The organism is Pseudomonas sp. MPDS (assembly GCF_013283895.1).
Lineage (GTDB): Bacteria > Pseudomonadota > Gammaproteobacteria > Pseudomonadales > Pseudomonadaceae > Aquipseudomonas > Aquipseudomonas rhizophila.
In genome coordinates this window covers 6,114,892-6,133,702 of sequence record NZ_CP054128.1, presented here as the reverse complement: position 1 = coordinate 6,133,702, position 18,811 = coordinate 6,114,892, and the positions used below count along the sequence as shown (strand labels likewise).

Annotated in this window: 17 protein-coding genes and 1 pseudogene; 12 read left to right on the top strand and 6 right to left on the bottom strand. The window is 61.0% G+C overall.

Features of this window, described 5'->3' with window-relative positions; translation table 11 throughout:
• Positions 1–5: 5 nt before the first annotated feature.
• The 3 genes from HQ912_RS27270 to HQ912_RS27260 form a co-directional block, all read right to left on the bottom strand.
• Positions 6–2,849 carry a class I adenylate cyclase gene (locus HQ912_RS27270; RefSeq protein ID WP_173407502.1) on the bottom strand — a complete coding sequence of 948 codons (2,844 nt, stop codon included), beginning with the start codon at positions 2,847–2,849 and terminating at the stop codon, positions 6–8.
• A 179-nt stretch (positions 2,850–3,028) separates the two neighbouring features.
• The gene (locus tag HQ912_RS27265; RefSeq protein WP_047226127.1) at positions 3,029–3,277 is read right to left on the bottom strand and encodes a TIGR02647 family protein; all 249 of its coding nucleotides are present in this window, start codon (positions 3,275–3,277) and stop codon (positions 3,029–3,031) included.
• Between the two features lie 228 nt (positions 3,278–3,505).
• Positions 3,506–3,790, bottom strand: coding sequence for a hypothetical protein (locus HQ912_RS27260; RefSeq protein WP_047226126.1), 285 nt, complete (start codon positions 3,788–3,790; stop codon positions 3,506–3,508).
• Positions 3,791–3,914: 124 nt separating this feature from the next.
• Between HQ912_RS27260 and HQ912_RS27255 the strand changes: the two genes are divergently transcribed.
• Entirely contained in the window at positions 3,915–4,574 is a 660-nt protein-coding gene (locus HQ912_RS27255) for a glutathione S-transferase family protein (protein WP_173407501.1), read from the top strand.
• A gap of 129 nt (positions 4,575–4,703) precedes the next feature.
• Here the strand turns inward: HQ912_RS27255 and argH are convergent, their stop codons facing one another.
• A complete protein-coding gene (argH, locus tag HQ912_RS27250) occupies positions 4,704–6,098 on the bottom strand; it encodes an argininosuccinate lyase (protein ID WP_173407500.1) in 1,395 nt (464 codons plus the stop codon).
• 459 nt (positions 6,099–6,557) lie between these two features.
• Between argH and HQ912_RS27245 the strand changes: the two genes are divergently transcribed.
• The 7 genes and pseudogenes from HQ912_RS27245 to HQ912_RS27220 all read left to right on the top strand — a co-directional run bounded on the left by HQ912_RS27245 (position 6,558) and on the right by HQ912_RS27220 (position 12,979).
• Positions 6,558–7,304 (top strand): LytR/AlgR family response regulator transcription factor, encoded by a 747-nt coding sequence (locus HQ912_RS27245; RefSeq protein WP_047226123.1) that lies wholly within the window; start codon positions 6,558–6,560, stop codon positions 7,302–7,304.
• 147 nt (positions 7,305–7,451) lie between these two features.
• Positions 7,452–8,393: a hydroxymethylbilane synthase gene (gene hemC, locus HQ912_RS27240; RefSeq protein ID WP_047226122.1), complete on the top strand. Its 942-nt coding sequence runs from the start codon at positions 7,452–7,454 to the stop codon at positions 8,391–8,393.
• Positions 8,390–9,136 (top strand): annotated as a pseudogene (locus HQ912_RS27980) (uroporphyrinogen-III synthase); the annotation flags it as partial. The gene hemC and the pseudogene HQ912_RS27980, both read left to right, overlap by 4 nt.
• Before the next feature lie 36 nt (positions 9,137–9,172).
• Positions 9,173–10,303 (top strand): uroporphyrinogen-III C-methyltransferase, encoded by a 1,131-nt coding sequence (locus tag HQ912_RS27975; RefSeq protein WP_231990615.1) that lies wholly within the window; start codon positions 9,173–9,175, stop codon positions 10,301–10,303.
• Positions 10,300–11,547, top strand: coding sequence for a heme biosynthesis protein HemY (locus HQ912_RS27230; protein WP_047226121.1), 1,248 nt, complete (start codon positions 10,300–10,302; stop codon positions 11,545–11,547). The genes HQ912_RS27975 and HQ912_RS27230 overlap by 4 nt, the downstream gene beginning before the upstream one ends.
• A 253-nt stretch (positions 11,548–11,800) precedes the next feature.
• Positions 11,801–12,343, top strand: coding sequence for a disulfide bond formation protein B (locus HQ912_RS27225; RefSeq protein WP_047226120.1), 543 nt, complete (start codon positions 11,801–11,803; stop codon positions 12,341–12,343).
• Positions 12,344–12,520: 177 nt separating this feature from the next.
• Complete coding sequence (locus tag HQ912_RS27220) at positions 12,521–12,979, top strand: Rsd/AlgQ family anti-sigma factor (RefSeq protein WP_047226119.1); 459 nt, start codon at positions 12,521–12,523, stop codon at positions 12,977–12,979.
• Positions 12,980–13,040: 61 nt separating this feature from the next.
• On the opposite strand, the gene HQ912_RS27215 is transcribed toward HQ912_RS27220, so the two are convergent.
• Positions 13,041–13,706: an FKBP-type peptidyl-prolyl cis-trans isomerase gene (locus HQ912_RS27215; RefSeq protein WP_047226118.1), complete on the bottom strand. Its 666-nt coding sequence runs from the start codon at positions 13,704–13,706 to the stop codon at positions 13,041–13,043.
• 193 nt (positions 13,707–13,899) lie between these two features.
• On the opposite strand from HQ912_RS27215, the gene HQ912_RS27210 reads away from it, so the two are divergent.
• Positions 13,900–15,042 (top strand): AlgP family protein, encoded by a 1,143-nt coding sequence (locus tag HQ912_RS27210; RefSeq protein WP_107321371.1) that lies wholly within the window; start codon positions 13,900–13,902, stop codon positions 15,040–15,042.
• Here the strand turns inward: HQ912_RS27210 and HQ912_RS27205 are convergent.
• Positions 15,039–15,503 (bottom strand): TIGR02444 family protein, encoded by a 465-nt coding sequence (locus HQ912_RS27205; protein WP_076383072.1) that lies wholly within the window; start codon positions 15,501–15,503, stop codon positions 15,039–15,041. The two genes, HQ912_RS27210 and HQ912_RS27205, sit on opposite strands and share 4 nt — an antisense overlap.
• A 50-nt stretch (positions 15,504–15,553) precedes the next feature.
• Between HQ912_RS27205 and HQ912_RS27200 the strand changes: the two genes are divergently transcribed.
• The 3 genes from HQ912_RS27200 to rhtB all read left to right on the top strand — a co-directional run bounded on the left by HQ912_RS27200 (position 15,554) and on the right by rhtB (position 18,765).
• Positions 15,554–17,464 (top strand): ATP-binding cassette domain-containing protein, encoded by a 1,911-nt coding sequence (locus tag HQ912_RS27200; protein WP_173407498.1) that lies wholly within the window; start codon positions 15,554–15,556, stop codon positions 17,462–17,464.
• Positions 17,464–18,045: a mechanosensitive ion channel family protein gene (locus HQ912_RS27195; RefSeq protein WP_047226114.1), complete on the top strand. Its 582-nt coding sequence runs from the start codon at positions 17,464–17,466 to the stop codon at positions 18,043–18,045. The genes HQ912_RS27200 and HQ912_RS27195 overlap by 1 nt, the downstream gene beginning before the upstream one ends.
• A gap of 87 nt (positions 18,046–18,132) precedes the next feature.
• Positions 18,133–18,765: a homoserine/homoserine lactone efflux protein gene (rhtB, locus tag HQ912_RS27190; RefSeq protein ID WP_047226113.1), complete on the top strand. Its 633-nt coding sequence runs from the start codon at positions 18,133–18,135 to the stop codon at positions 18,763–18,765.
• Positions 18,766–18,811 lie beyond the last annotated feature (46 nt).

The following is an 18,811-nucleotide window of genomic DNA, read 5'->3' as shown; positions in this document are numbered from 1 at the left end:
GCGCTTCAGACCAAGGCCAGCGCCTCGTTCAGGGCGCGTTCCAGGTCAGCCTTGTAACGCAGGTACAAATTACTTGAGCAGGCCCCATCACCCACAAGACCCGAGAGGTCCAGGTCGGTGATGTAGCAGCGATAGCGTTCGGCCTCGCGGCGCTGTTCGACGATCTCCCTGGCGACCACGCGGAACAGCTGGTCGCCATGTTCCAGCTCCGAAAACTCCCGCTGATCGCAATACAGGGTGACGTGCACCTGCCCATGAGTGGCTTTGCCGATGATTGCCTGCACGTCATAGAACGGCTTGTTCACTGGCGTTTGCGGCGCCTGCCGCGCCTCGATCCGCCGTGCCCGCCCGCTGCCCGAGGGCAGGAGCTGGTAGTACAGGGTTTCCAGGGGCAATGGCTGGGTGGCATCCATCGGCAGTAACGCGTCGCGGCGGTACAGCACCGATTGCAGGAAGCGCTGCAGCGGCAGCAGCAGGCTGTGGTCGTCGTGGTAAGGCAGGCGTTGCTGCCACAGGGCATTGAGCTCATCGAGCACGTACAGCTCAGCGTCGTCCTCGTTGACCCGGTAGAACACCTGAATGCACTCGGGCTGCCCCATGGGCAGGATCAGCGCCAGGTCATGGTCCTCCAGAGCCATCGGATCCAGATGCAGAGGGCTGTAGGCCGTCAGCTCCTCGCCCAGGTAATCCATCAGCGCCGACAGGCTGCCCAGGGCCACGTGATTGACCTGGCCCGGCACCAGCTCCAATACGTGGTAGTGCTGCTGGACCTGGAGCAGATAGCGGTGGTTGAGCCTACTCAGTAGCAGGGTCTGCGCCGTTTCGATGACTTCCTCGACCCGGCGGGCAATGAACTGCGCGCGGTTGTGGCAGAAACAGCGTACCTGCAAACGCGGCTGGCGCTGAGTGACGGGCAGGTCATTGAGGTAATCGCGCAGGCAGTCGAGCAGGGCGTGCTCGCCGTCGAAGCGGTTGACCAGCACCTCGTTCCAACTGTTGAGCGTGACCTGATCCAGGGTCAGCACCAGGTTCTCCCGAACCCCGGCGTAGCTCAGGGAGTCCGTGCGCTCGGTGGTCATCAGGATATTGAGGTCGCGATGATGCTTGAGCGGATCGACGCCGACGTTAACCAGTATCAGCACTTCGCTGGGCACGCTGGCGCGCAACAGCTGTTCTTCATCTACCGTGCTCAGCGGCAGGGCGATGGACTGTTGCAGGCTGCCCAGCAGGTTGAACAGCTCAAACTCACTCAGGTCGCTGCTACCTGGGTGCAGCGCAAGGCGCGTACTGCTGTCGATCACACCGTTGCGATGGCACCAGGTCAGCAACTCCAGCAACTCGCGGCAGCGTTTGATCGGTGCGAAGTTTTCCCACTCCAGGGCGTTGAGGCTGCCGTTGTACAGGCCCCACTGGTTCTGCCCGGGTTCTTTCTTGTTCGGTGACTGCACCAGCGTCAGGGTGTCTTCGGCCAGGTCCGGGGCGATGCCGGGGTTGATGAACTCGACTTTGTCGGCCTTGCGTTCGAATGCGGCATACAACCGCCGGCCCAGGACGTTGAGGTCGCGCTTGTTGATCAGGCTGACGGTTTTTTCGGTGCGGGCGAACTGGGTCAGGAAGCGGTAGCTGTAGGTCAGTTCGTTGACCAGCGCCCGCCGTTCGTTGCTGACCTGACGCACTTTCCACTGGCTGCGGCTGTCCAGCAGCGCCAGTTGCCGTGGGTCCCAGCCCCATTCCCGGGCCAGACGCTCAAGCAGAACCCGTTGCCAGCCAGTGCTGCGCCCCTGGCCGGTCAGCTTGCGATTGACCTTCAGGTAAAGCGCCCTGCGCACCAGCTCCAGGCGTTCGGATTCACCTCGGGCGGTGAGGTACTCCTCGATACGACGGTAAACCACCATGTAGGGATCCAGCTCTTCCAGGTCCAGGCGGTTGGCGAACACCGCCTGTTTGAAGCGCAGGCTCAGGCAGCGAACGTCCGGGTGTTCGCTGGCGTAGACTTCGATCAGCAGCAGCTTGAGCACTGATTTGTAGGGCGACTCGATGCCCTTGAACAATTGCCAGAGGCCGGCACCGATGAATTCTCCCGGCGGGATATAGGCCAGATGTCCCAGGTTGAGCGTTTCATCGGCGCGGATGAAGCGTTTGGAAATCAGCGTGTGGGTGTACTGCTCATAGTTTTCCTCTTCATACACCGGCACCAGCCACCAGATCGGCGTGCGTCCGGCCAGCCAGATCGCCGTGCGGTAGAACTCGTCCAGCAGCAGGTAATGCTGGGTTGTACCGCAATCGTCGGAACTGAGCTGAGTGTCCCGGTCGCCGCGGACAAAGCGCGCCGGGTCGATCAGGAAAAAATGCGCTTCAGCGCCCTGGGTCGCCGCCCAGGTTTCCAGCAGTAGACATTTTTTGCGCAGTTCGGCCAGTTCGTCCTCGCTCAGGTCCGGACCATGGCAGACCCACACATCCATGTCGCTTTGATCCGCTTGGGCGAGGGTGCCGAGGCTGCCCATCAGAAACAGACCCAGAATCGGTCGCGGCGGATTGCTGCCGTGGCGCGGCTTGTAGGAGAACGAGCGGGTCAGCCGCTGGGCTTCGGCGAGGACGCTGGCGTCGGGCTCGTAGTTGGACAACCCGGCAGGCGTGCTGCCAGAGACATAGCCGGGCAGTAACGGGTGGTTGACGTGGAAAAACAACGGCAACAGCGTCAGCACGCTTTGCTGGCGGGTCGACAGACCTTCCAGGGCGCGATCCATCCGTACGCTGTTGAGCTTGAGAAAACGTGCGCGCAACTGGCTCAGGACCTTGCGGTCGATTCCCTCGTCCAGATCGGGGCGTATTTCGTGATTGCGGGTCATGTCAGCTCAAACCGGCTCGCGGCGTCGAACGTGGGAGATCACAGGTGGTGGCAGTTTAGCGCCCGAACCCGGGATTTCTTAAGCTGAATGTATGTTTTTGACGTCAGAATTTTTACACAGTGCGCCAGGGCGCCTGCGGAAACCTCGATGAAGGAGATTTCCGTGGGCGACAGGAGGAATCAGGCGGCTTCTTTTACGACGTTGAGAATGGTCAGCAGGCTTTGCACATGCTCGGCGGCATCCCGGCCCAGGCTGGTCAGGTAACCACCGTCGGACTGGGTTATCAGGTCTTTTTCGAACAGGCGTTTAGCGGCAGCGATGGCAGAGGGGGCAGCGGTCTGATGGATTTTCAGGCCTTCCTGGGAACTGTCCAGGTTGAAGAGTGCAAGGATTTCCAGTTCGGCAACCAGCTCAGGGGTAAGCGACATAAGGACTCCAGACTTTCTAGGAATTTGGTCGACAGCGTCACTAAAGTGAGCGCACTCGGCCGAGCTGTCCAGTGTCAGCGTCATGCTTTTTTTGTTTTGGGTGACCGCAGGCGTAATTCGTTGTGGCGAGGGAGCTTGCTCCCGCTGGAGCGCGAAGCGGTCCCAATAGCTTGATGGCTGCTGCGCAGCCGAGCGGGAGCAAGCTCCCTCGCCACAGTCGGTGAGACCTTATTTCTTTTCTGGCGGCAACTCGGGAAGAGCGCGCAACGCCGTTTCGTACCACTGGGTATCGAACGCACGGTCCTCTTCGAGGATCGCGTCAATTTCCACTGCCAGCACATGGGCCATCAGGTTGAGAATTTCTTCGCGCTCGTAACCCACCAGGGTCAATTTATTGAAAACGGCCTTGGCCGCTGGCGGGTTGTCATTTTCGATCTGGTTTTCGATGGCCTGGATCAGCGTGTTTTCGACGAACTCTTCTTCGTCGGTGTCGATATCGGTTGGCTCGCTCACGGCAGGCTCCTTGGAGAAAGGTCGCCAGTTTACCTGCATTCAGCGCGGTGATGCGTCTGGCAAGAGATGGTTCGACGGTCTATAACGCAAGGCTGCCAACCCCGCACGGCCTGGAGGCCTTGTCATGCTCAAGCTTTATGGTTTTTCCGTCAGCAATTATTACAACATGGTCAAGCTGGCGTTGCTGGAGAAGGGCCTGCCTTTCGAAGAGGTGCCGTTCTACGGCGCTCAGACCCCCGATGTGCTGGCCATCAGTCCACGGGGCAAGGTGCCGGTGCTCAAGACCGAGCAAGGGTTTATCAACGAAACCAGCGTGATCCTCGAATACATCGAACAAACCCAGTCGGGCAAAGCCCTGTTGCCCAGCGACCCGTTCGAGCGTGCCCAGGTGCTGGCTTTGTGCAGGGAAATCGAGTTGTACATCGAGCTGCCGGGACGGGCTTGCTACGCCGAGGCGTTTTTCGGCATATCGGTACCCGACGCCATCAAGGAAAAGACCAAGGCCGAATTGCTGCTGGGGTTTGCCTCGCTCGGCCGTCACGGCAAATTCTCGCCCTACGTGGCGGGTGACAGTCTGAGCCTGGCCGATCTGTATTTCCTCTACAGCGTATCGCTGGCGTGCCAGGTGGGCCGGAAAGTGTTCGATACCGACTTGCTGGCGGATATGCCGGCGGCCAAGGGGCTGATGGAGCGGCTGGAGCAGAACCCGAATGTGCAGCGGATTGCGGCCGACAGGGAGGCAGAGATGCCAGCGTTTTTGGCGATGATTGCTGCCAAGAAGTGAGTTTTGTGGTGTTTTGAAGTGAGTCATCGCGAGCAGGCTCGCTCCCACATTTGATCTCCCTGTGTTCACACATGTGCGTTCACTGAAGATCCACTGTGGGAGCGAGCCTGCTCGCGATGCTTTCGGCTTTTAACGGCTGGCGAGCATCGCCTGGCCGCGCACCACGGCAGCCTTCACCTGGGCAGGCGCTGTGCCGCCGATGTGGTCGCGGGCATTGACCGAACCTTCCAGAGTCAGCACGGCAAACACGTCCTGCTCGATCTGGTCACTGAACTTGCGCAACTCGTCCAGGCTCATCTCCGCCAGGTCCTTGCCGTTGTCCACGCCGTACTTCACGGCATGGCCGACGATTTCGTGGCAATCACGAAACGGCAGGCCACGGCGTACGAGGTAATCAGCGAGGTCGGTGGCGGTGGAGAAGCCGCGCAAGGCCGCTTCGCGCATCACTGCATGCTTGGGCTTGATCGCCGGGATCATGTCGGCAAAGGCCCGCAGCGAATCACGCAGCGTATCGGCGGCATCGAACAGCGGTTCCTTGTCTTCCTGGTTGTCCTTGTTGTAGGCCAGCGGCTGGCCCTTCATCAGGGTCAGCAGGCCCATCAGCGCACCGAACACCCGACCACTCTTGCCGCGTACCAGCTCCGGCACGTCGGGGTTTTTCTTTTGCGGCATGATCGAACTGCCGGTGCAGAAGCGATCCGGCAGGTCAATGAACTGGAATTGCGCGCTGGTCCACAGCACCAGTTCTTCGGAGAAGCGCGACAGATGCATCATCGCAATGCTCGCGGCGGCGCAGAATTCGATGGCGAAATCGCGGTCCGAAACGTTATCCAGCGAGTTGCCGCCCACGGCGTCGAAACCCAGCAACTGTGCGGTGTATTCACGATCGATCGGGTACGTGGTGCCGGCCAGCGCGGCGCTGCCCAGGGGCATGCGGTTAGTGCGCTTGCGGCAGTCCACCAGGCGCTCGTAGTCGCGGCTGAGCATTTCGAACCAGGCCAGCATGTGATGCCCAAACGTTACAGGTTGAGCGGTTTGCAGGTGCGTGAAGCCCGGCATGATGCTCTCGGCCTCGCGCTCGGCCTGCTCCAGCAAGCCTTCTTGCAGACGGGTGATCTCGCCCAGGATCAGGTCAATCTCATCGCGCAGCCACAGGCGAATGTCGGTGGCCACCTGGTCGTTTCGGCTGCGGCCGGTGTGCAGCTTCTTGCCGGTCACGCCGATGCGATCGGTCAGGCGCGCTTCGATGTTCATGTGCACGTCTTCGAGATCGACGCGCCAGTCGAACTGGCCGGCCTCGATTTCAGCCTGGATGGTTTTCAGGCCATCGATGATGCTGTCGCGCTCGGCATCGGTCAGTACGCCGACCTTGGCCAGCATGGTGGCGTGGGCGATCGAGCCCATGATGTCGTGGCGATACAGGCGCTGGTCGAAGTTGACGGAGGCGGTGAAGCGGGCGACGAAGGCGTCGACGGGTTCACTGAAGCGGCCGCCCCAGGACTGATTGGTCTTGTCAGTGCTCATGAATTCGCTCGTGATCGGCTGTGGAAAAAGTAGCGGTTAAAGGCTGCGGCGGATGATAGCAGGGTTGCCGGGACTGGCGCTGGCACTGGTCGGCAGGTTTTTTGCGCACAACCCGAGCATTTAATGGGTTTTTTGCACAACGATATTTTTCGATTGAGCAATATCGGCGCGGCAACCGTCTACAGTGGACTGTAGGACTTTTACTTTTTCATCCACGGAGCATTGGACGAATAGAAGAGGGGGGCTCGTATTGGTCAGATGGAGTGTTAACAATTCCTACGACGGCGCCGTGCGACAACAGGCCTCAAGCATCGATTGGCAGGCGCGGGTAAAGATAGGTAACCGCCTCGCGGCACTTTTTGGCCCTCGAACGAGTCTTAGCGTGGATCGCGGTGACGGATGTCACTTCCCCTGTCTACGCTATCCTTGTGCGAGACTCACGCAGGAATCCAGCGCAATATGAATGTCCTGATCGTTGATGACGAACCACTGGCCCGTGAGCGCCTGAGCCGAATGGTTGGCGAACTCGAGGGTTACAGTGTCCTGGAGCCGAGCGCCACCAATGGCGAAGAGGCGTTGGCCCTTATTGACAGCCACAAGCCGGATATCGTGCTGCTCGACATTCGCATGCCTGGCCTGGACGGTTTGCAGGTCGCGGCGAAGTTGTGCGAGCGTGAGTCACCGCCCGCGGTGGTGTTCTGCACCACTCGGGACGACTTCCCGCCGGAGGTGCTGCAGGCCGGCGCCGTGGGCTATCTGATCAAGCCGGTCACTGCCGAGGCGCTGGTCGAGGCCTTGCGCAAGGCCGAGCGGCCCAACCGCGTGCAACTGGCGGCGTTGACCCGTCCGGCCGCCGAAAGCGGCAGCGGCCCGCGCAGCCACATCAGTGCGCGCACTCGCAAAGGCATTGAACTGATCCCATTGAATCAGGTGGTCTACTTTATCGCCGACCATAAATACGTGACCTTGCGTCACGAGAGCGGCGAGGTGTTGCTGGACGAACCACTCAAGGCTCTTGAAGACGAGTTCGGTGAACGCTTCGTGCGCATCCACCGCAACGCCTTGGTGGCTCGCGAGCGTATCGAGCGTTTGCAGCGCACACCCCTTGGGCATTTCCAGTTGTTTCTCAAAGGCCTCAATGGCGACGCGCTGATTGTCAGCCGGCGGCACGTGGCCGGCGTGCGGAAGATGATGCAACAGCTTTAGCTTGAGGTTCCAAGGCGTCCAAGCCGTTTAGCGCGTTCCATTTCCAGGACATTGACGGCCAGGGAGGCCTTGGGGTCGTGATTCAAGTCAAAGCGAATTTGACTGAGCTGTTATTATCCGCCGTATCTTTTAAGTACGGATTGATCCATGTCCCCTCGCGAGATCCGCATCGCCACCCGTAAAAGCGCCTTGGCCCTCTGGCAGGCCGAATACGTCAAAGCCCGTTTGGAAGAGGCCCATCCCGGCCTGATCGTGACGCTGGTGCCCATGGTCAGTCGCGGCGACAAGCTGCTGGACTCGCCGCTGTCGAAAATCGGCGGCAAGGGCCTGTTCGTCAAGGAGCTGGAAACCGCGCTGCTGGACAACGAAGCCGATATCGCCGTGCACTCGATGAAAGATGTGCCCATGGACTTTCCGGAAGGCCTGGGCCTGTTTTGCATCTGCGAGCGAGAAGATCCACGCGATGCGTTCGTTTCCAACACGTTTGCAAGCCTCGACGCCCTGCCCGCCGGGAGTGTGGTCGGCACCTCCAGCCTGCGTCGCCAGGCGCAGTTGCTGACCCGCCGCCCAGACCTGCAAATCCGCTTTCTGCGGGGCAACGTCAATACCCGCCTGGCCAAACTCGATGCCGGTGAGTACGACGCAATTATCCTTGCCGCCGCCGGCCTGATCCGCCTCGGTTTTGAAGATCGCATCACGTCGGCCATCAGCGTCGATGACAGCCTGCCGGCCGGTGGGCAGGGGGCGGTGGGTATCGAATGTCGCAGCGCCGACAGCGAGATCCATGCCCTGTTGGCACCGCTGCATCACGACGACACCGCCACCCGGGTCTTCGCCGAGCGCGCCCTCAACAAACACCTCAATGGCGGTTGCCAGGTGCCGATCGCCTGTTACGCCGTACTCGAAGGCGAGCAGGTCTGGTTGCGCGGTCTGGTGGGTGATCCGAACGGTGGCCGACTGCTCAGTGCCGAGGCCCGTGCGCCGCGCCGCGATGCCGAAGCGCTGGGTGTCCGGGTAGCCGAAGACCTGCTCAGCCAGGGTGCCGACGACATTCTCAAGAAGGTCTACGGCGAGGCGGGCCACGCGTGACGGGCTGGCGGCTGCTGCTGACCCGGCCGGTCGACGAGTCGTCGGCCCTGGCGGCTGTCCTGGCCGAGGCCGGGATCTACAGCAGCAGCCTGCCGTTGCTGGATATCGAGCCGGTCCCCATGTCCGACGCCATGGGGGAGACTTTTCAACGGCTGGACCAGTACTGTGCCGTGATTGTGGTGAGCAAGCCCGCCGCACGTTTGTGTGTGGAGCTGCTGCGCCAATATTGGCCCCAGCCGCCAGACCAGCCATGGTTCAGCGTGGGGGCGGCGACCGGGCAGATCCTTATCGATGCCGGCCTCACTGTGTTTTATCCCGACCACGGCGATGACAGCGAAGCCTTGCTGGAGCATCTGGTGTTACGCCAGGCTATCACCCGACCCAATCCCAAGGTTTTGATTGTGCGTGGCGAGGGCGGGCGCGGCTTGCTGGCGGAGCGCTTGCGCGAGCAAGGTGCTAGTGTCGATTATCTGGAACTGTACCGGCGCAGCCTGCCGCATTACCGAGAAGGTGAGTTGGCGGCAAGGGTCAAAGCGGAACGCTTGAACGCGCTGGTGGTCAGCAGTGGGCAGAGCTTCGAGCATCTGCAGCGGTTGGCTGGCGATGAGTGGCCCGCGCTGGCGCGGTTACCGTTGTTCGTTCCAAGCCCAAGGGTTGCCGAGATGGCCCGTGCCGCCGGGGCCCTGACAGTTGTGGATTGCCGTGGCGCCAGTGCTGCGGCTTTGCTGGCGGCGTTACGGGATCAGTCCGTGCCGTTTTCTAATGCAAAGGATGGATACGTGAGCGAAACAGCCTTGCCAAAAGATCAAGACCAACCCGCGATCGATACGCCGGTTGAAACCCCTGCTCCGAAGGCGCCGCGTCGCGGCAACGGGCTGGCCATTGTCGCGTTGTTGTTGGGAGCCGCCGGCGTGGCCGTTGGTGGTTGGGGCGTGTGGCAGGTGCGTCATCTGCAAGCCAATAACCAGCAGCAGGCCAGTCAGGTTCAGGCGCTCAATGATCAGGCCCAGACCCTCAAGCTCAATGAGCAACGCCTGAGTGAGCGTCTGGCTCAATTGCCTGCGGCGCAAGAGCTGGAAGAGCGTCGGCGTCAGGTCGCCCAGTTGCAGGGTGATCAACAACGACTGAACCAGCGCCTGGAAACCGTGCTCGGTGCCAGCCGCAAGGACTGGCGCCTGGCCGAAGCCGAACATCTGCTGCGCCTGGCCAGCCTGCGTCTTTCCGCCCTGCAGGACATCAGCAGTGCCCAGGCCCTGGTCCAGGGTGCTGACGAAATCCTGCGCGAGCAAAACGACCCTGGCTCATTCGCCGCTCGCGAGCAACTGGCCAAGACCCTTGCTGCGTTGCGCAGTACCGAGCAGCCGGATCGTACCGGGCTGTTCCTGCAGTTGGGGGCCTTGCGTGACCAGGTGCTGCAACTCACGGAGCTGGCACCCGAATACAAGGATCGTGGTGAGTCGTTGCTGGGCTTGACCGCCGATGGCGATGGCGCCAGCCGCTGGGCGCAGTGGTGGGACCAGATATCGCGCTATATCCGTATCGATTTCAACGCGGATGAGAATGTCCGTCCGCTCTTGGCCGGGCAGAGTCTGGTGCAGGTGCGCCTGGCCTTGAGCCTGGCCCTGGAGCAGGCGCAATGGGCCGCTCTCAACGGCCAGGCCCCGGTGTACACCCAAGCGCTGGCTCAAGCGCATGATGTGCTCAAGAACAACTTCAACCAGGACAACCCGCAAAGCAAAATCATGCTTGAGCGCGTGGCCGAGCTGGCCAGGCAGCCGGTGACGGTTGCAACCCCGGATCTGACAGGGACCCTGAGCAGCGTTCAGGCCTATCTGGAGCGCCGCAACCTGAACGCCGAAGAGTCGGTCAAGCCGCTGGCCAAACCTGATGAGCAGGAGGCCACGCCATGAAACGCCTCTACGTGATTATGTTCGTGGTCATCGCTGTCGCTGCCTTGCTGGGCGTGGCGATCGCCGAACATTCGGGTTACGTGCTGGTGGCATACAAGAACTTCCGATACGAGGCCGGCCTTTGGGTCACCCTGGCGCTGGTGGCGGTGCTCTGGCTGGTGTGGCGGGGCGTGAGCGCCTTGGTTGGCCTGGTGACGACCTCCACTGGCGTGGTCAACCCATGGTCGCGCCGCAACCGCAGCCGGCGGGTGCAGGTGGCCATCGAGCACGGGCAACTGGACCTGGCCGAAGGTCGCTGGGCCAGTGCCCAGCGCCACCTGCATCGCGCCGCTGAAGCCGAGCGCCAACCGTTGCTGTATTACCTTGGCGCCGCCCGTGCGGCCAATGAGCAAGGTCTTTACGAGCAGTGCGACAGCCTGTTGGAACGTGCCCTTGAACGTCAGCCCCAGGCTGAGCTGGCGATTGCCCTGACGCACGCACAATTGCAGATGGATCGCGGCGACACCGACGGTGCATTGAACACGCTGCAAGCCATGCATGATCGCCACCCACATAACGCCCAGACCCTGCGTCAGTTGCAACGTCTGCATCAGCAGCGCGGGGATTGGTCTGCGGTGGTCCGGTTGTTGCCGGAGCTGCGCAAGGACAAAGTCCTGCCGCCGGCTGAGCTGGCTGAACTGGAGCGTCGGGCCTGGGGCGAAAACCTCACCCTGGCGGCCCACCGTGACGAAGACGGCAGTGTCGGGTTGCAATCGCTTAACCGTGCCTGGCAACAACTGTCGTCCGCACAACGCCAGGAATCGGCGCTGGTGTTGGCCTATGCCGAGCAACTGCGGCAACTCGGGGCGCAGGCCGAGGCCGAAGAGGTGCTGCGGGCGGCGCTCAAACGTCACTATGACAGTCACCTGGCGCGCCTGTACGGGTTGGTCCGCGGCAATGATCCGGGCCGCCAACTGCAAGCGGCAGAAGGCTGGCTCAAGGATCACCCGAACGACCCTGGCCTGCTGCTGACACTGGGCCGCCTGTGCCTGCAAAACAGTTTGTGGGGCAAGGCACGGGATTATCTGGAAAGCAGTTTGCGCCTGCAGCGCAATCCCGAGGCCTGCGCCGAACTGGCGCGACTGCTGGCGCAACTGGGGGATGCCGAGCGCAGCAACCAGCTCTTCCAGGAAGGCTTGGGGTTACTGGATGAGCGCTTGCTGGCCGCGCCGCTGCCGGTCCCGGCTCAGGTCTTGGCCACTTGAGAGAGAGTGAGTCGTTCTTGAGGATTGCATGTCATTGTGGCGAGGGAGCAAGCTCCCTCGCCACGTGTTTATTGATGCCCCTAATGGCGTTAGCAATGCCTTCGGTAAAGTCCTACAGCAAGCTGCGCTTAATCTTCTCTTGCTTGTCGGGAATTCCCTACACCCCTGGTGAAGTGTCTGCACGGCCCCGCCTTGAAAGGCCGGCGGCCTTTCCTCTACCGTAACGGCCTGTCTCTTCTGTTACGGAACCGCCATGTCTTTGGCTTGCTCACGCTTCTTGTTTTTCATGGCTTTCATCGCCGCCGCTCTGGTTTTTGGTATCGCCAGTTACCTTGAATATGCGGTAGGTCTGACGCCTTGCAGCCTGTGTGTTTTGCAACGGTTGTGCCTGATGCTGTTTTTGATGAACTGTCTCGCCGCATGCCTGCATGGTCCTGCTCAGAAAGGCAGCATCTGCTACGGGGCGATGGGACTGGTTTTCGCGTCGAGCGGGTTGACGCTGGCATGGCGTCAGGTTCTGGTGCAAGGCGACTCGCTGGAGCAGTTGCCCGATTGTATCGATCACCTCAAGGCAGTGAGTTCGTGGTGGGGCGCTGTACATCGTGTACTCGAGGGGGCGATCGACTGCGCGAGCATCACTTGGACCCTGTTCGATCTGAGTCTTCCCGAATGGAGCCTGTTGTTTTTTCTCGCCGTGTCTTTTGTGATGTCCTATCTGTTGCTGCGCCTTGTCTGGAACGCTCTGATACGACCGCTCAGCGGCACAACGTCGCAACTGGTCCGGGTCATGGATTAAACACTTGTATGAACTTTATCTCCTGCGTACCTTGAAGCGGTTGTCGTGCGGGCATAATCTGGCCCGCACGTGTTATCGGATTTATGCCGCTCGATCATGTTGTGTCTGGCTTGTCCCTGATCATTTCAGGCGGTGCGCAGGCTGCGAGGGGCATGACTCACAAGGGAAGAAATCACCATGCTCGAAAGTTGTCAGAATGCTCAGGAACGCTGGGGTGGGGTGCATCTGCTGATCGACCGCTGGTTGCAGGAGCGTCACGAACTGGTTCGGGCCTATGATGCTCTCGGCGACAGGCCTGAAGCGCTGAGTGAAAGCCGCAAGCCGTTGCAAGAGTTCTGCGGTGTGCTGGTCGACTACGTGTCTGCCGGTCATTTCGAGATATACGAACAACTGACGAGTGAGGCCAAGGCCTTCAACGATAAACGTGGCCTGGAGCTCGCCGAGCAAATCTACCCGCGTATCGACGTCATCACCGAAAAACTGCTGGCCTTCAATGACCTGTGTGATGAAGGCAAATGCGTAGCGGAAAAATTCAAGGAACTGGGTGGCTTGCTGCACGAGCGTTTCGAACTGGAAGACTGCCTGATCGAAGTGCTGCACAACTCCCACAAGGAAGAAGCGCCGGCCCAGGCTTGAGGATTTTTGCAGAATCAAAAGAACGGTGCGCATTGCGCACCGTTTTTTTTTGGAGTCAACTTCAGGTCGTCGCGCCCAGCAACTCGATTTCAAACACCAGCGGCGTGAACGGGGGGATGACATCCCCGGCTCCTTCGGCGCCGTAGGCCAGGGTCGAAGGAATGACCAGTCGCCATTTTGCGCCTACCGGCATTTGCGGCAATGCACTGCGCCAACCGTCAATCACGCTGTCGAGACTGAACCACTGCGCTTGCCCGTTGGAATCAAACACGGTGCCGTCTGGCAATCGACCGACATACAACACCTGGACCTTGCCGTGAGGGCCGGCCTTGGCGCCATTGCCGGGCTTGAGTTCGGTCAACAGAATGCCATCTGCCAGTTGCTGTGCACCGGGCCGGGCTTTTTCCTCCTCAAGAAATTTCTGCTCGGTTTTCAGTGCCGCTTCGATCTGCGGCGTCGCCGATGACGACGTCAGCCGTGCCTGATGGTCGGCCAGTATCTGTTCGATGCGCTCATCTTTCAGGGCCAGCGGTTTGCCCAGATAGGCCTGTTGCAGACCCTCGACCAACGCCTGGATCTGCAGGTCGGGCACATCCTGGCGCAGACGTTCACCCAGGCTTGCCCCCAGGCTGTACGCCAAGTCATGAGCGTCGTTTGCGCTGGTTTTTTCTGCGGCCTGAGCCATGGAGCAAACCATGCAAAGGAATAAAAACAAGTGACGCGACATGTAGTGTTCTCCGGCCTCGAATGGAGGGGATTATGCCAGTGCCGATATCCGCAAAGGTGGTTTGCCCCGGCAGTGGGGTAGAAGATTTTTCGTCCCTTGCAACGCAACGTCTTGTGTACTGTCAACATGCCCTAGCGGCGGTTGCAGCAGAGGTCTAGTATGAGCCGCACTCACGTCAGTCAGGAGGTAAACCATGTCGGCCACCAAGAAGCCAGTAAACACTCCGTTGCACTTGCTCCAACAACTTTCGGGCAGTCTGCTCGAGCATCTGGAAAACGCCTGCTCCCAAGCCCTGGCTGATGCTGAAAAACTGCTCGCCAAACTGGAAAAACAACGCGGCAAAGCGCAGGAAAAACTGCACAAGTCGCGCACCAAACTGCAAGACGCGGCCACCGCTGGCAAGGCCAAGGCACAAGCCAAGGCCAAAGACGCTGTGAAAGAACTCGAAGATCTGCTCGATGCCTTGAAGGATCGTCAGTCCGAAACCCGCGCCTATATTCTGCAACTCAAGCGTGATGCCCAGGAAAGCCTGAAACTGGCCCAAGGCGTCGGTCGTGTGCAAGAAGCCGTGGGCAAGGCACTGAGCCTTCGTGCTGCCAAGCCTGCCGCTGCCGCTGTATCGGCCAGAAAACCGGCCGCTAAACCTGTCGCGACAAAAACACCGACCAAAGTAGCTGCCAAACCGGCCGCAAAAGCGCCGGCCAAAGCAGCGAGCAAACCAGCCGCTAAACCGGCTGCGAAAAAACCGGTTGCTGCCAGCGCGGCAAAACCTGCTGCGAAAAAAACCGCCGTTAAAGCTGTCGCCAAGCCGGCGGCCAAAGTGGCGGCCAAGCCAGCCGCTAAACCTGTCGCCAAGCCAGCTGCTAAACCGACCGCTAAAACAGCCGCCGCCAAACCCGCAGCGACAAAAACCGCCGCGGCTAAACCGGCTGCCAAGCCAGCTGCTACAAAAACGGCTGCTGCCAAGCCCGCCGCCAAACCGGCTGCCAAGCCAGCCGCTGCCAAAGCGCCCGCCAAAGTTGCAGCTAAACCCGCTGCCAAGCCAGCCGCTGTCAAAGCACCTGCCAAAGCTGCGGCTAAACCGGCTGCCAAGCCGGCTGCTGCCAAACCCGCCGCGAAGCCTGCCGCCGCCAAGCCTGTGGCCAAGCCTGCTGCGAAACCCGCCGTGAAAACGCCTGCTGCCGCAAAACCTTCGACTGCTCCGGCGGCCAAGCCTGCGACATCGACTCCGGCTCCTGCAGCGACCCCTGCGCCAACCGCCAGCACTGCGACCCCGGCGCTGAACCCGAGCGCCGCCCCGGCGCCGAGCAGCAACACCCCAACCCGCGCTTCCTAAGTGCTGGACGCCGCGACGCGCAGCTGATGCAGCGCGTCGCGGTTCCCTTGGTCGGCGCCCGCCACGAGTCCTTGCAGCCATTGCGCTGAATCTTTGGGTTGTTCCCCAGGCCAGTCCCTGGTCGCAGTCTCCAGTCGCTCCAGCAATCGTCGCTCGGCTTCCAGTTCCAGTCGCTTGACCTGCTCGCGCAGGCTATCGAGTGCCGTGTCTTGAAGGGCGCGGGCTTTCCATTGGTTACGGAGCGTGCGCAAGGGCTGAACGACGTCCGTGTCCCAAGGGCCGACCCATTGCTGAAGCTGTTGCAGTCTTTGTTCAGTGCAGGCTACCCCGCGCTGTTCCAGCCACAGCCCGCAAAGCAGCAGGCAGACATTGGCGCCGGCGCCCTGCAGCGCCAGGCAGGTTTGTTCCACACCAGGCTTGGCGTAGAGGTCGAGGGAAAAGCTCCATAGATCAGAGGACATCGTGCTACTCGCGCCAGTTGCGAGCGAAGCTGGTAGACTCCGCCGCCATTATGATTCGACTTCAGAACCTGACTTTACAGCGTGGCCCGCAACGTCTGCTAGAAGACGCCGAGCTGACCCTGCACGCCGGCCACAAAGCTGGCCTCATCGGTGCCAACGGCGCCGGCAAATCGAGCCTGTTCGCCCTGCTTCGAGGTGAACTGCACCCGGACTCGGGCGATTGCCTGCTGCCCGCCGATTGGCGTATCGCCCACATGCGCCAAGAGGTCGACACCCTTGAGCGCCTGGCGGTGGACTACGTGCTTGACGGCGACCTGCGCCTTCGTCAGGTCCAACGCGACCTGGCGGCGGCCGAGGCGGCACACGATGGCGCCGCACAGGCCCGTCTGCACGCGGAGCTCGACAGCGCCGACGGCTACACCGCCGATGCCCGCGCACGCAAGCTGCTGGCAGGCCTTGGGTTTACCAATGAGCAGATGGACCGTCAGGTTGGGGATTTCTCCGGTGGCTGGCGGATGCGCTTGAACCTGGCCCAGGCCCTGATGTGCCCTTCGGACCTGCTGCTGCTTGATGAGCCCACCAACCACCTGGACCTCGACGCCATCATCTGGCTCGAAGACTGGCTCAAGAGCTATCCCGGCACATTGCTGCTGATTTCCCATGACCGCGATTTCCTCGACGCGGTGGTGGATCATGTCGCCCATGTCGACCAGCGCAAGCTCACCTTGTACCGTGGCGGCTACAGCGCATTCGAGCGCGCCCGTGCCGAACGCCTGGCCCAGCAACAGCAGGCCTACGAGAAGCAGCAGGCGCAGCGTGCGCACATGGAAAGCTACATCGCCCGGTTCAAGGCCCAGGCCACCAAGGCCCGTCAGGCCCAGAGCCGGATCAAGGCACTGGAGCGGATGGAAGAACTGTCCGCGGCCCACGTCGATTCACCGTTTGATTTTGTTTTCCGCGAATCGACCAAGATTTCCAGCCCGCTGATCGACCTGTCGGATGCGCGTCTGGGCTATGGCGACAAGACCGTGCTGGAGAAGGTCAAGCTGCAGCTGACCCCTGGTGCGCGGATCGGCCTGCTGGGCCCGAACGGTGCTGGTAAGTCGACCCTGATCAAGAATCTCTCCGGCGAGCTCGAGCCCCTGGCCGGGCGTCTGACCCGGGGCGAGAACACCGTGGTCGGTTACTTCGCCCAACATCAGCTCGATTCTCTCGACGCCAAGGCCAGCCCGCTGCTGCATTTGCAGCGTCTGGCACCGAACGAACGCGAGCAGACCCTGCGTGATTTCCTCGGTGGTTTCGACTTTCGTGGTGCGCGCATCGATGAGCCGGTACTGAATTTTTCCGGTGGTGAAAAGGCTCGCCTGGCGCTGGCATTGATCGCCTGGGGCCGGCCGAACCTGTTGCTGCTCGACGAACCGACCAACCACCTCGATCTGGAAATGCGCCTGGCCCTCACCATGGCCTTGCAGGAATTCAGCGGCGCGGTGCTGGTGGTGTCTCACGACCGGCATTTGCTCAAGAGCACCACGGATAATTTTTTCCTGGTGGCCGACGGCAAGGTCGAAGAGTTCGACGGTGATCTGGAAGACTATGCCCGTTGGCTGGTGGATTACCGTCAGCGCAACGCACCGGTCAGTACCACGCCGGCTAACCCGGACAAGACCGACAAGAAAGCCCAGCGCCAGGCCGCCGCCGCATTGCGTCAGCAGTTGGCGCCTCACAAGCGTGAGGCCGACAAGCTCGAAGTCGAACTGGGCAAGCTGCATGAAAAACTGCAAAAGATCGAAACCAGCCTCGGCGACAGCGGTCTCTACGAAGCGGCGCGCAAGGATGAGTTGCGCGATCTGCTGGCCGAACAGGCCAGGCTGAAGGTTCGGGAAGCGGAGCTTGAGGAGGCGTGGATGCAAGCCCTGGAACTGCTGGAAAACCTGCAAGCGGAGCTGGAGGCACTGTCCTGATGGAAGCCTTGGCTCTGCCGATACCCGTCATGTGGGTCGAGCCGATCTGGCTCGGTGTGCAAATACTGCTGATCCTGCTGGCCGGTTACATCGCACAGCGTTGCGTGGCGCGGGCCCTCACGGGCCTTGCTGAGCGCTACCCGTTACCGTCCCAGTTGGTGATCATCCTGCGGGGTGTGCTGCGCTGGCTGATCATGGGCAGCGCGGTGCTGGTGGTACTTGAGCGCCTGGGCGTCTCGGCCACGGTGCTGTGGACCGCGCTGTCGGGGTTCGTCGCGGTGGCGGCGGTGGCGTTCTTCGCCATCTGGAGCGTACTGTCCAATCTGTTGTGCGCCATTTTGATCTACACCGTCGGGCCGTTTCGTCTGGGCGATGTAGTTGAGCTGGTGGAGTCCACCGACAAGCCCGGCATCAAGGGGCGGGTGGTGGCCATCAACCTGCTTTACACCACCTTGATCGAACCCGAGGAACTCGGTACGGGCAGTTCCATGGTGCAAGTGCCCAACAGCCTGTTCTTCCAACGTTCAGTTCGACGCTGGCGCGGCAACGAGGCGTTTCCGGTCGGCGGGTTCGTCGAATAAGCGGGTCTCGATCGTTAAATATCTGTGGTCAACCGTCCGGCGGCGCATTAGCTTAGTGGTTTCAACGAATCTGAGCCGAGGTGTGCAATGGTGCTGGAAACATGGCTGGCGTTTTTCGCCGCTTGCTGGGTGATCAGTCTTTCACCGGGTGCTGGTGCCATCGCATCGATGTCCAGCGGTCTGCAATACGGTTTCTGGCGCGGCTACTGGAATGCCCTGGGCCTGCAATTGGGTCTGGCGTTGCAAATCGTGATTGTCGCCGCCGGTGTCGGCGCGGTCCTCACCGCATCGGCGACCGCGTTTTATGCGATCAAGTGGTTTGGTGTGGCCTATCTGGTTTATCTGGGCGTCAAGCAGTGGCGAGCCATCCCGGGCGATCTCAGTGATGACGCGGCCGTGCGGCCTATCGGCAAGCCTTTGGCGCTGGTGTTTCGCGGTTTTCTGGTCAACATCAGCAACCCCAAGGCATTGGTGTTCATGCTTGCGGTGTTGCCTCAATTCATCGACCCGCATGCCCCGCTGATCAAGCAATACCTGATCCTGGGCGTGACCATGGTTTGCGTCGACCTCATCGTCATGGCCGGGTACACCGGGCTGGCATCCAAAGTCCTGCGCCTGCTGCGCACTCCGAAACAGCAGCGTCGAATGAACCGCACCTTTGCCGGGCTGTTCATTGGTGCAGCGGGGTTGCTGGCGACAATTCGCAAAGCCTCGGTCTAACCCGACGGTTCCAATGTGGCGGGGATAAATTTCCTCGCCACAAAAT

What these genes read in the sequence shown, in the direction of transcription:
- HQ912_RS27270 (WP_173407502.1), bottom strand. Translation starts at nt 2,849, where the DNA reads ATGACCCGCAATCACGAAATACGCCCCGATCTGGACGAGGGAATCGAC.
- HQ912_RS27265 (WP_047226127.1), bottom strand. Translation starts at nt 3,277, where the DNA reads ATGTCGCTTACCCCTGAGCTGGTTGCCGAACTGGAAATCCTTGCACTC.
- HQ912_RS27255 (WP_173407501.1), top strand. Translation starts at nt 3,915, where the DNA reads ATGCTCAAGCTTTATGGTTTTTCCGTCAGCAATTATTACAACATGGTC.
- argH (WP_173407500.1), bottom strand. Translation starts at nt 6,098, where the DNA reads ATGAGCACTGACAAGACCAATCAGTCCTGGGGCGGCCGCTTCAGTGAA.
- HQ912_RS27245 (WP_047226123.1), top strand. Translation starts at nt 6,558, where the DNA reads ATGAATGTCCTGATCGTTGATGACGAACCACTGGCCCGTGAGCGCCTG.
- hemC (WP_047226122.1), top strand. Translation starts at nt 7,452, where the DNA reads ATGTCCCCTCGCGAGATCCGCATCGCCACCCGTAAAAGCGCCTTGGCC.
- HQ912_RS27230 (WP_047226121.1), top strand. Translation starts at nt 10,300, where the DNA reads ATGAAACGCCTCTACGTGATTATGTTCGTGGTCATCGCTGTCGCTGCC.
- HQ912_RS27225 (WP_047226120.1), top strand. Translation starts at nt 11,801, where the DNA reads ATGTCTTTGGCTTGCTCACGCTTCTTGTTTTTCATGGCTTTCATCGCC.
- HQ912_RS27220 (WP_047226119.1), top strand. Translation starts at nt 12,521, where the DNA reads ATGCTCGAAAGTTGTCAGAATGCTCAGGAACGCTGGGGTGGGGTGCAT.
- HQ912_RS27215 (WP_047226118.1), bottom strand. Translation starts at nt 13,706, where the DNA reads ATGTCGCGTCACTTGTTTTTATTCCTTTGCATGGTTTGCTCCATGGCT.
- HQ912_RS27210 (WP_107321371.1), top strand. Translation starts at nt 13,900, where the DNA reads ATGTCGGCCACCAAGAAGCCAGTAAACACTCCGTTGCACTTGCTCCAA.
- HQ912_RS27205 (WP_076383072.1), bottom strand. Translation starts at nt 15,503, where the DNA reads ATGTCCTCTGATCTATGGAGCTTTTCCCTCGACCTCTACGCCAAGCCT.
- HQ912_RS27200 (WP_173407498.1), top strand. Translation starts at nt 15,554, where the DNA reads ATGATTCGACTTCAGAACCTGACTTTACAGCGTGGCCCGCAACGTCTG.
- HQ912_RS27195 (WP_047226114.1), top strand. Translation starts at nt 17,464, where the DNA reads ATGGAAGCCTTGGCTCTGCCGATACCCGTCATGTGGGTCGAGCCGATC.
- rhtB (WP_047226113.1), top strand. Translation starts at nt 18,133, where the DNA reads ATGGTGCTGGAAACATGGCTGGCGTTTTTCGCCGCTTGCTGGGTGATC.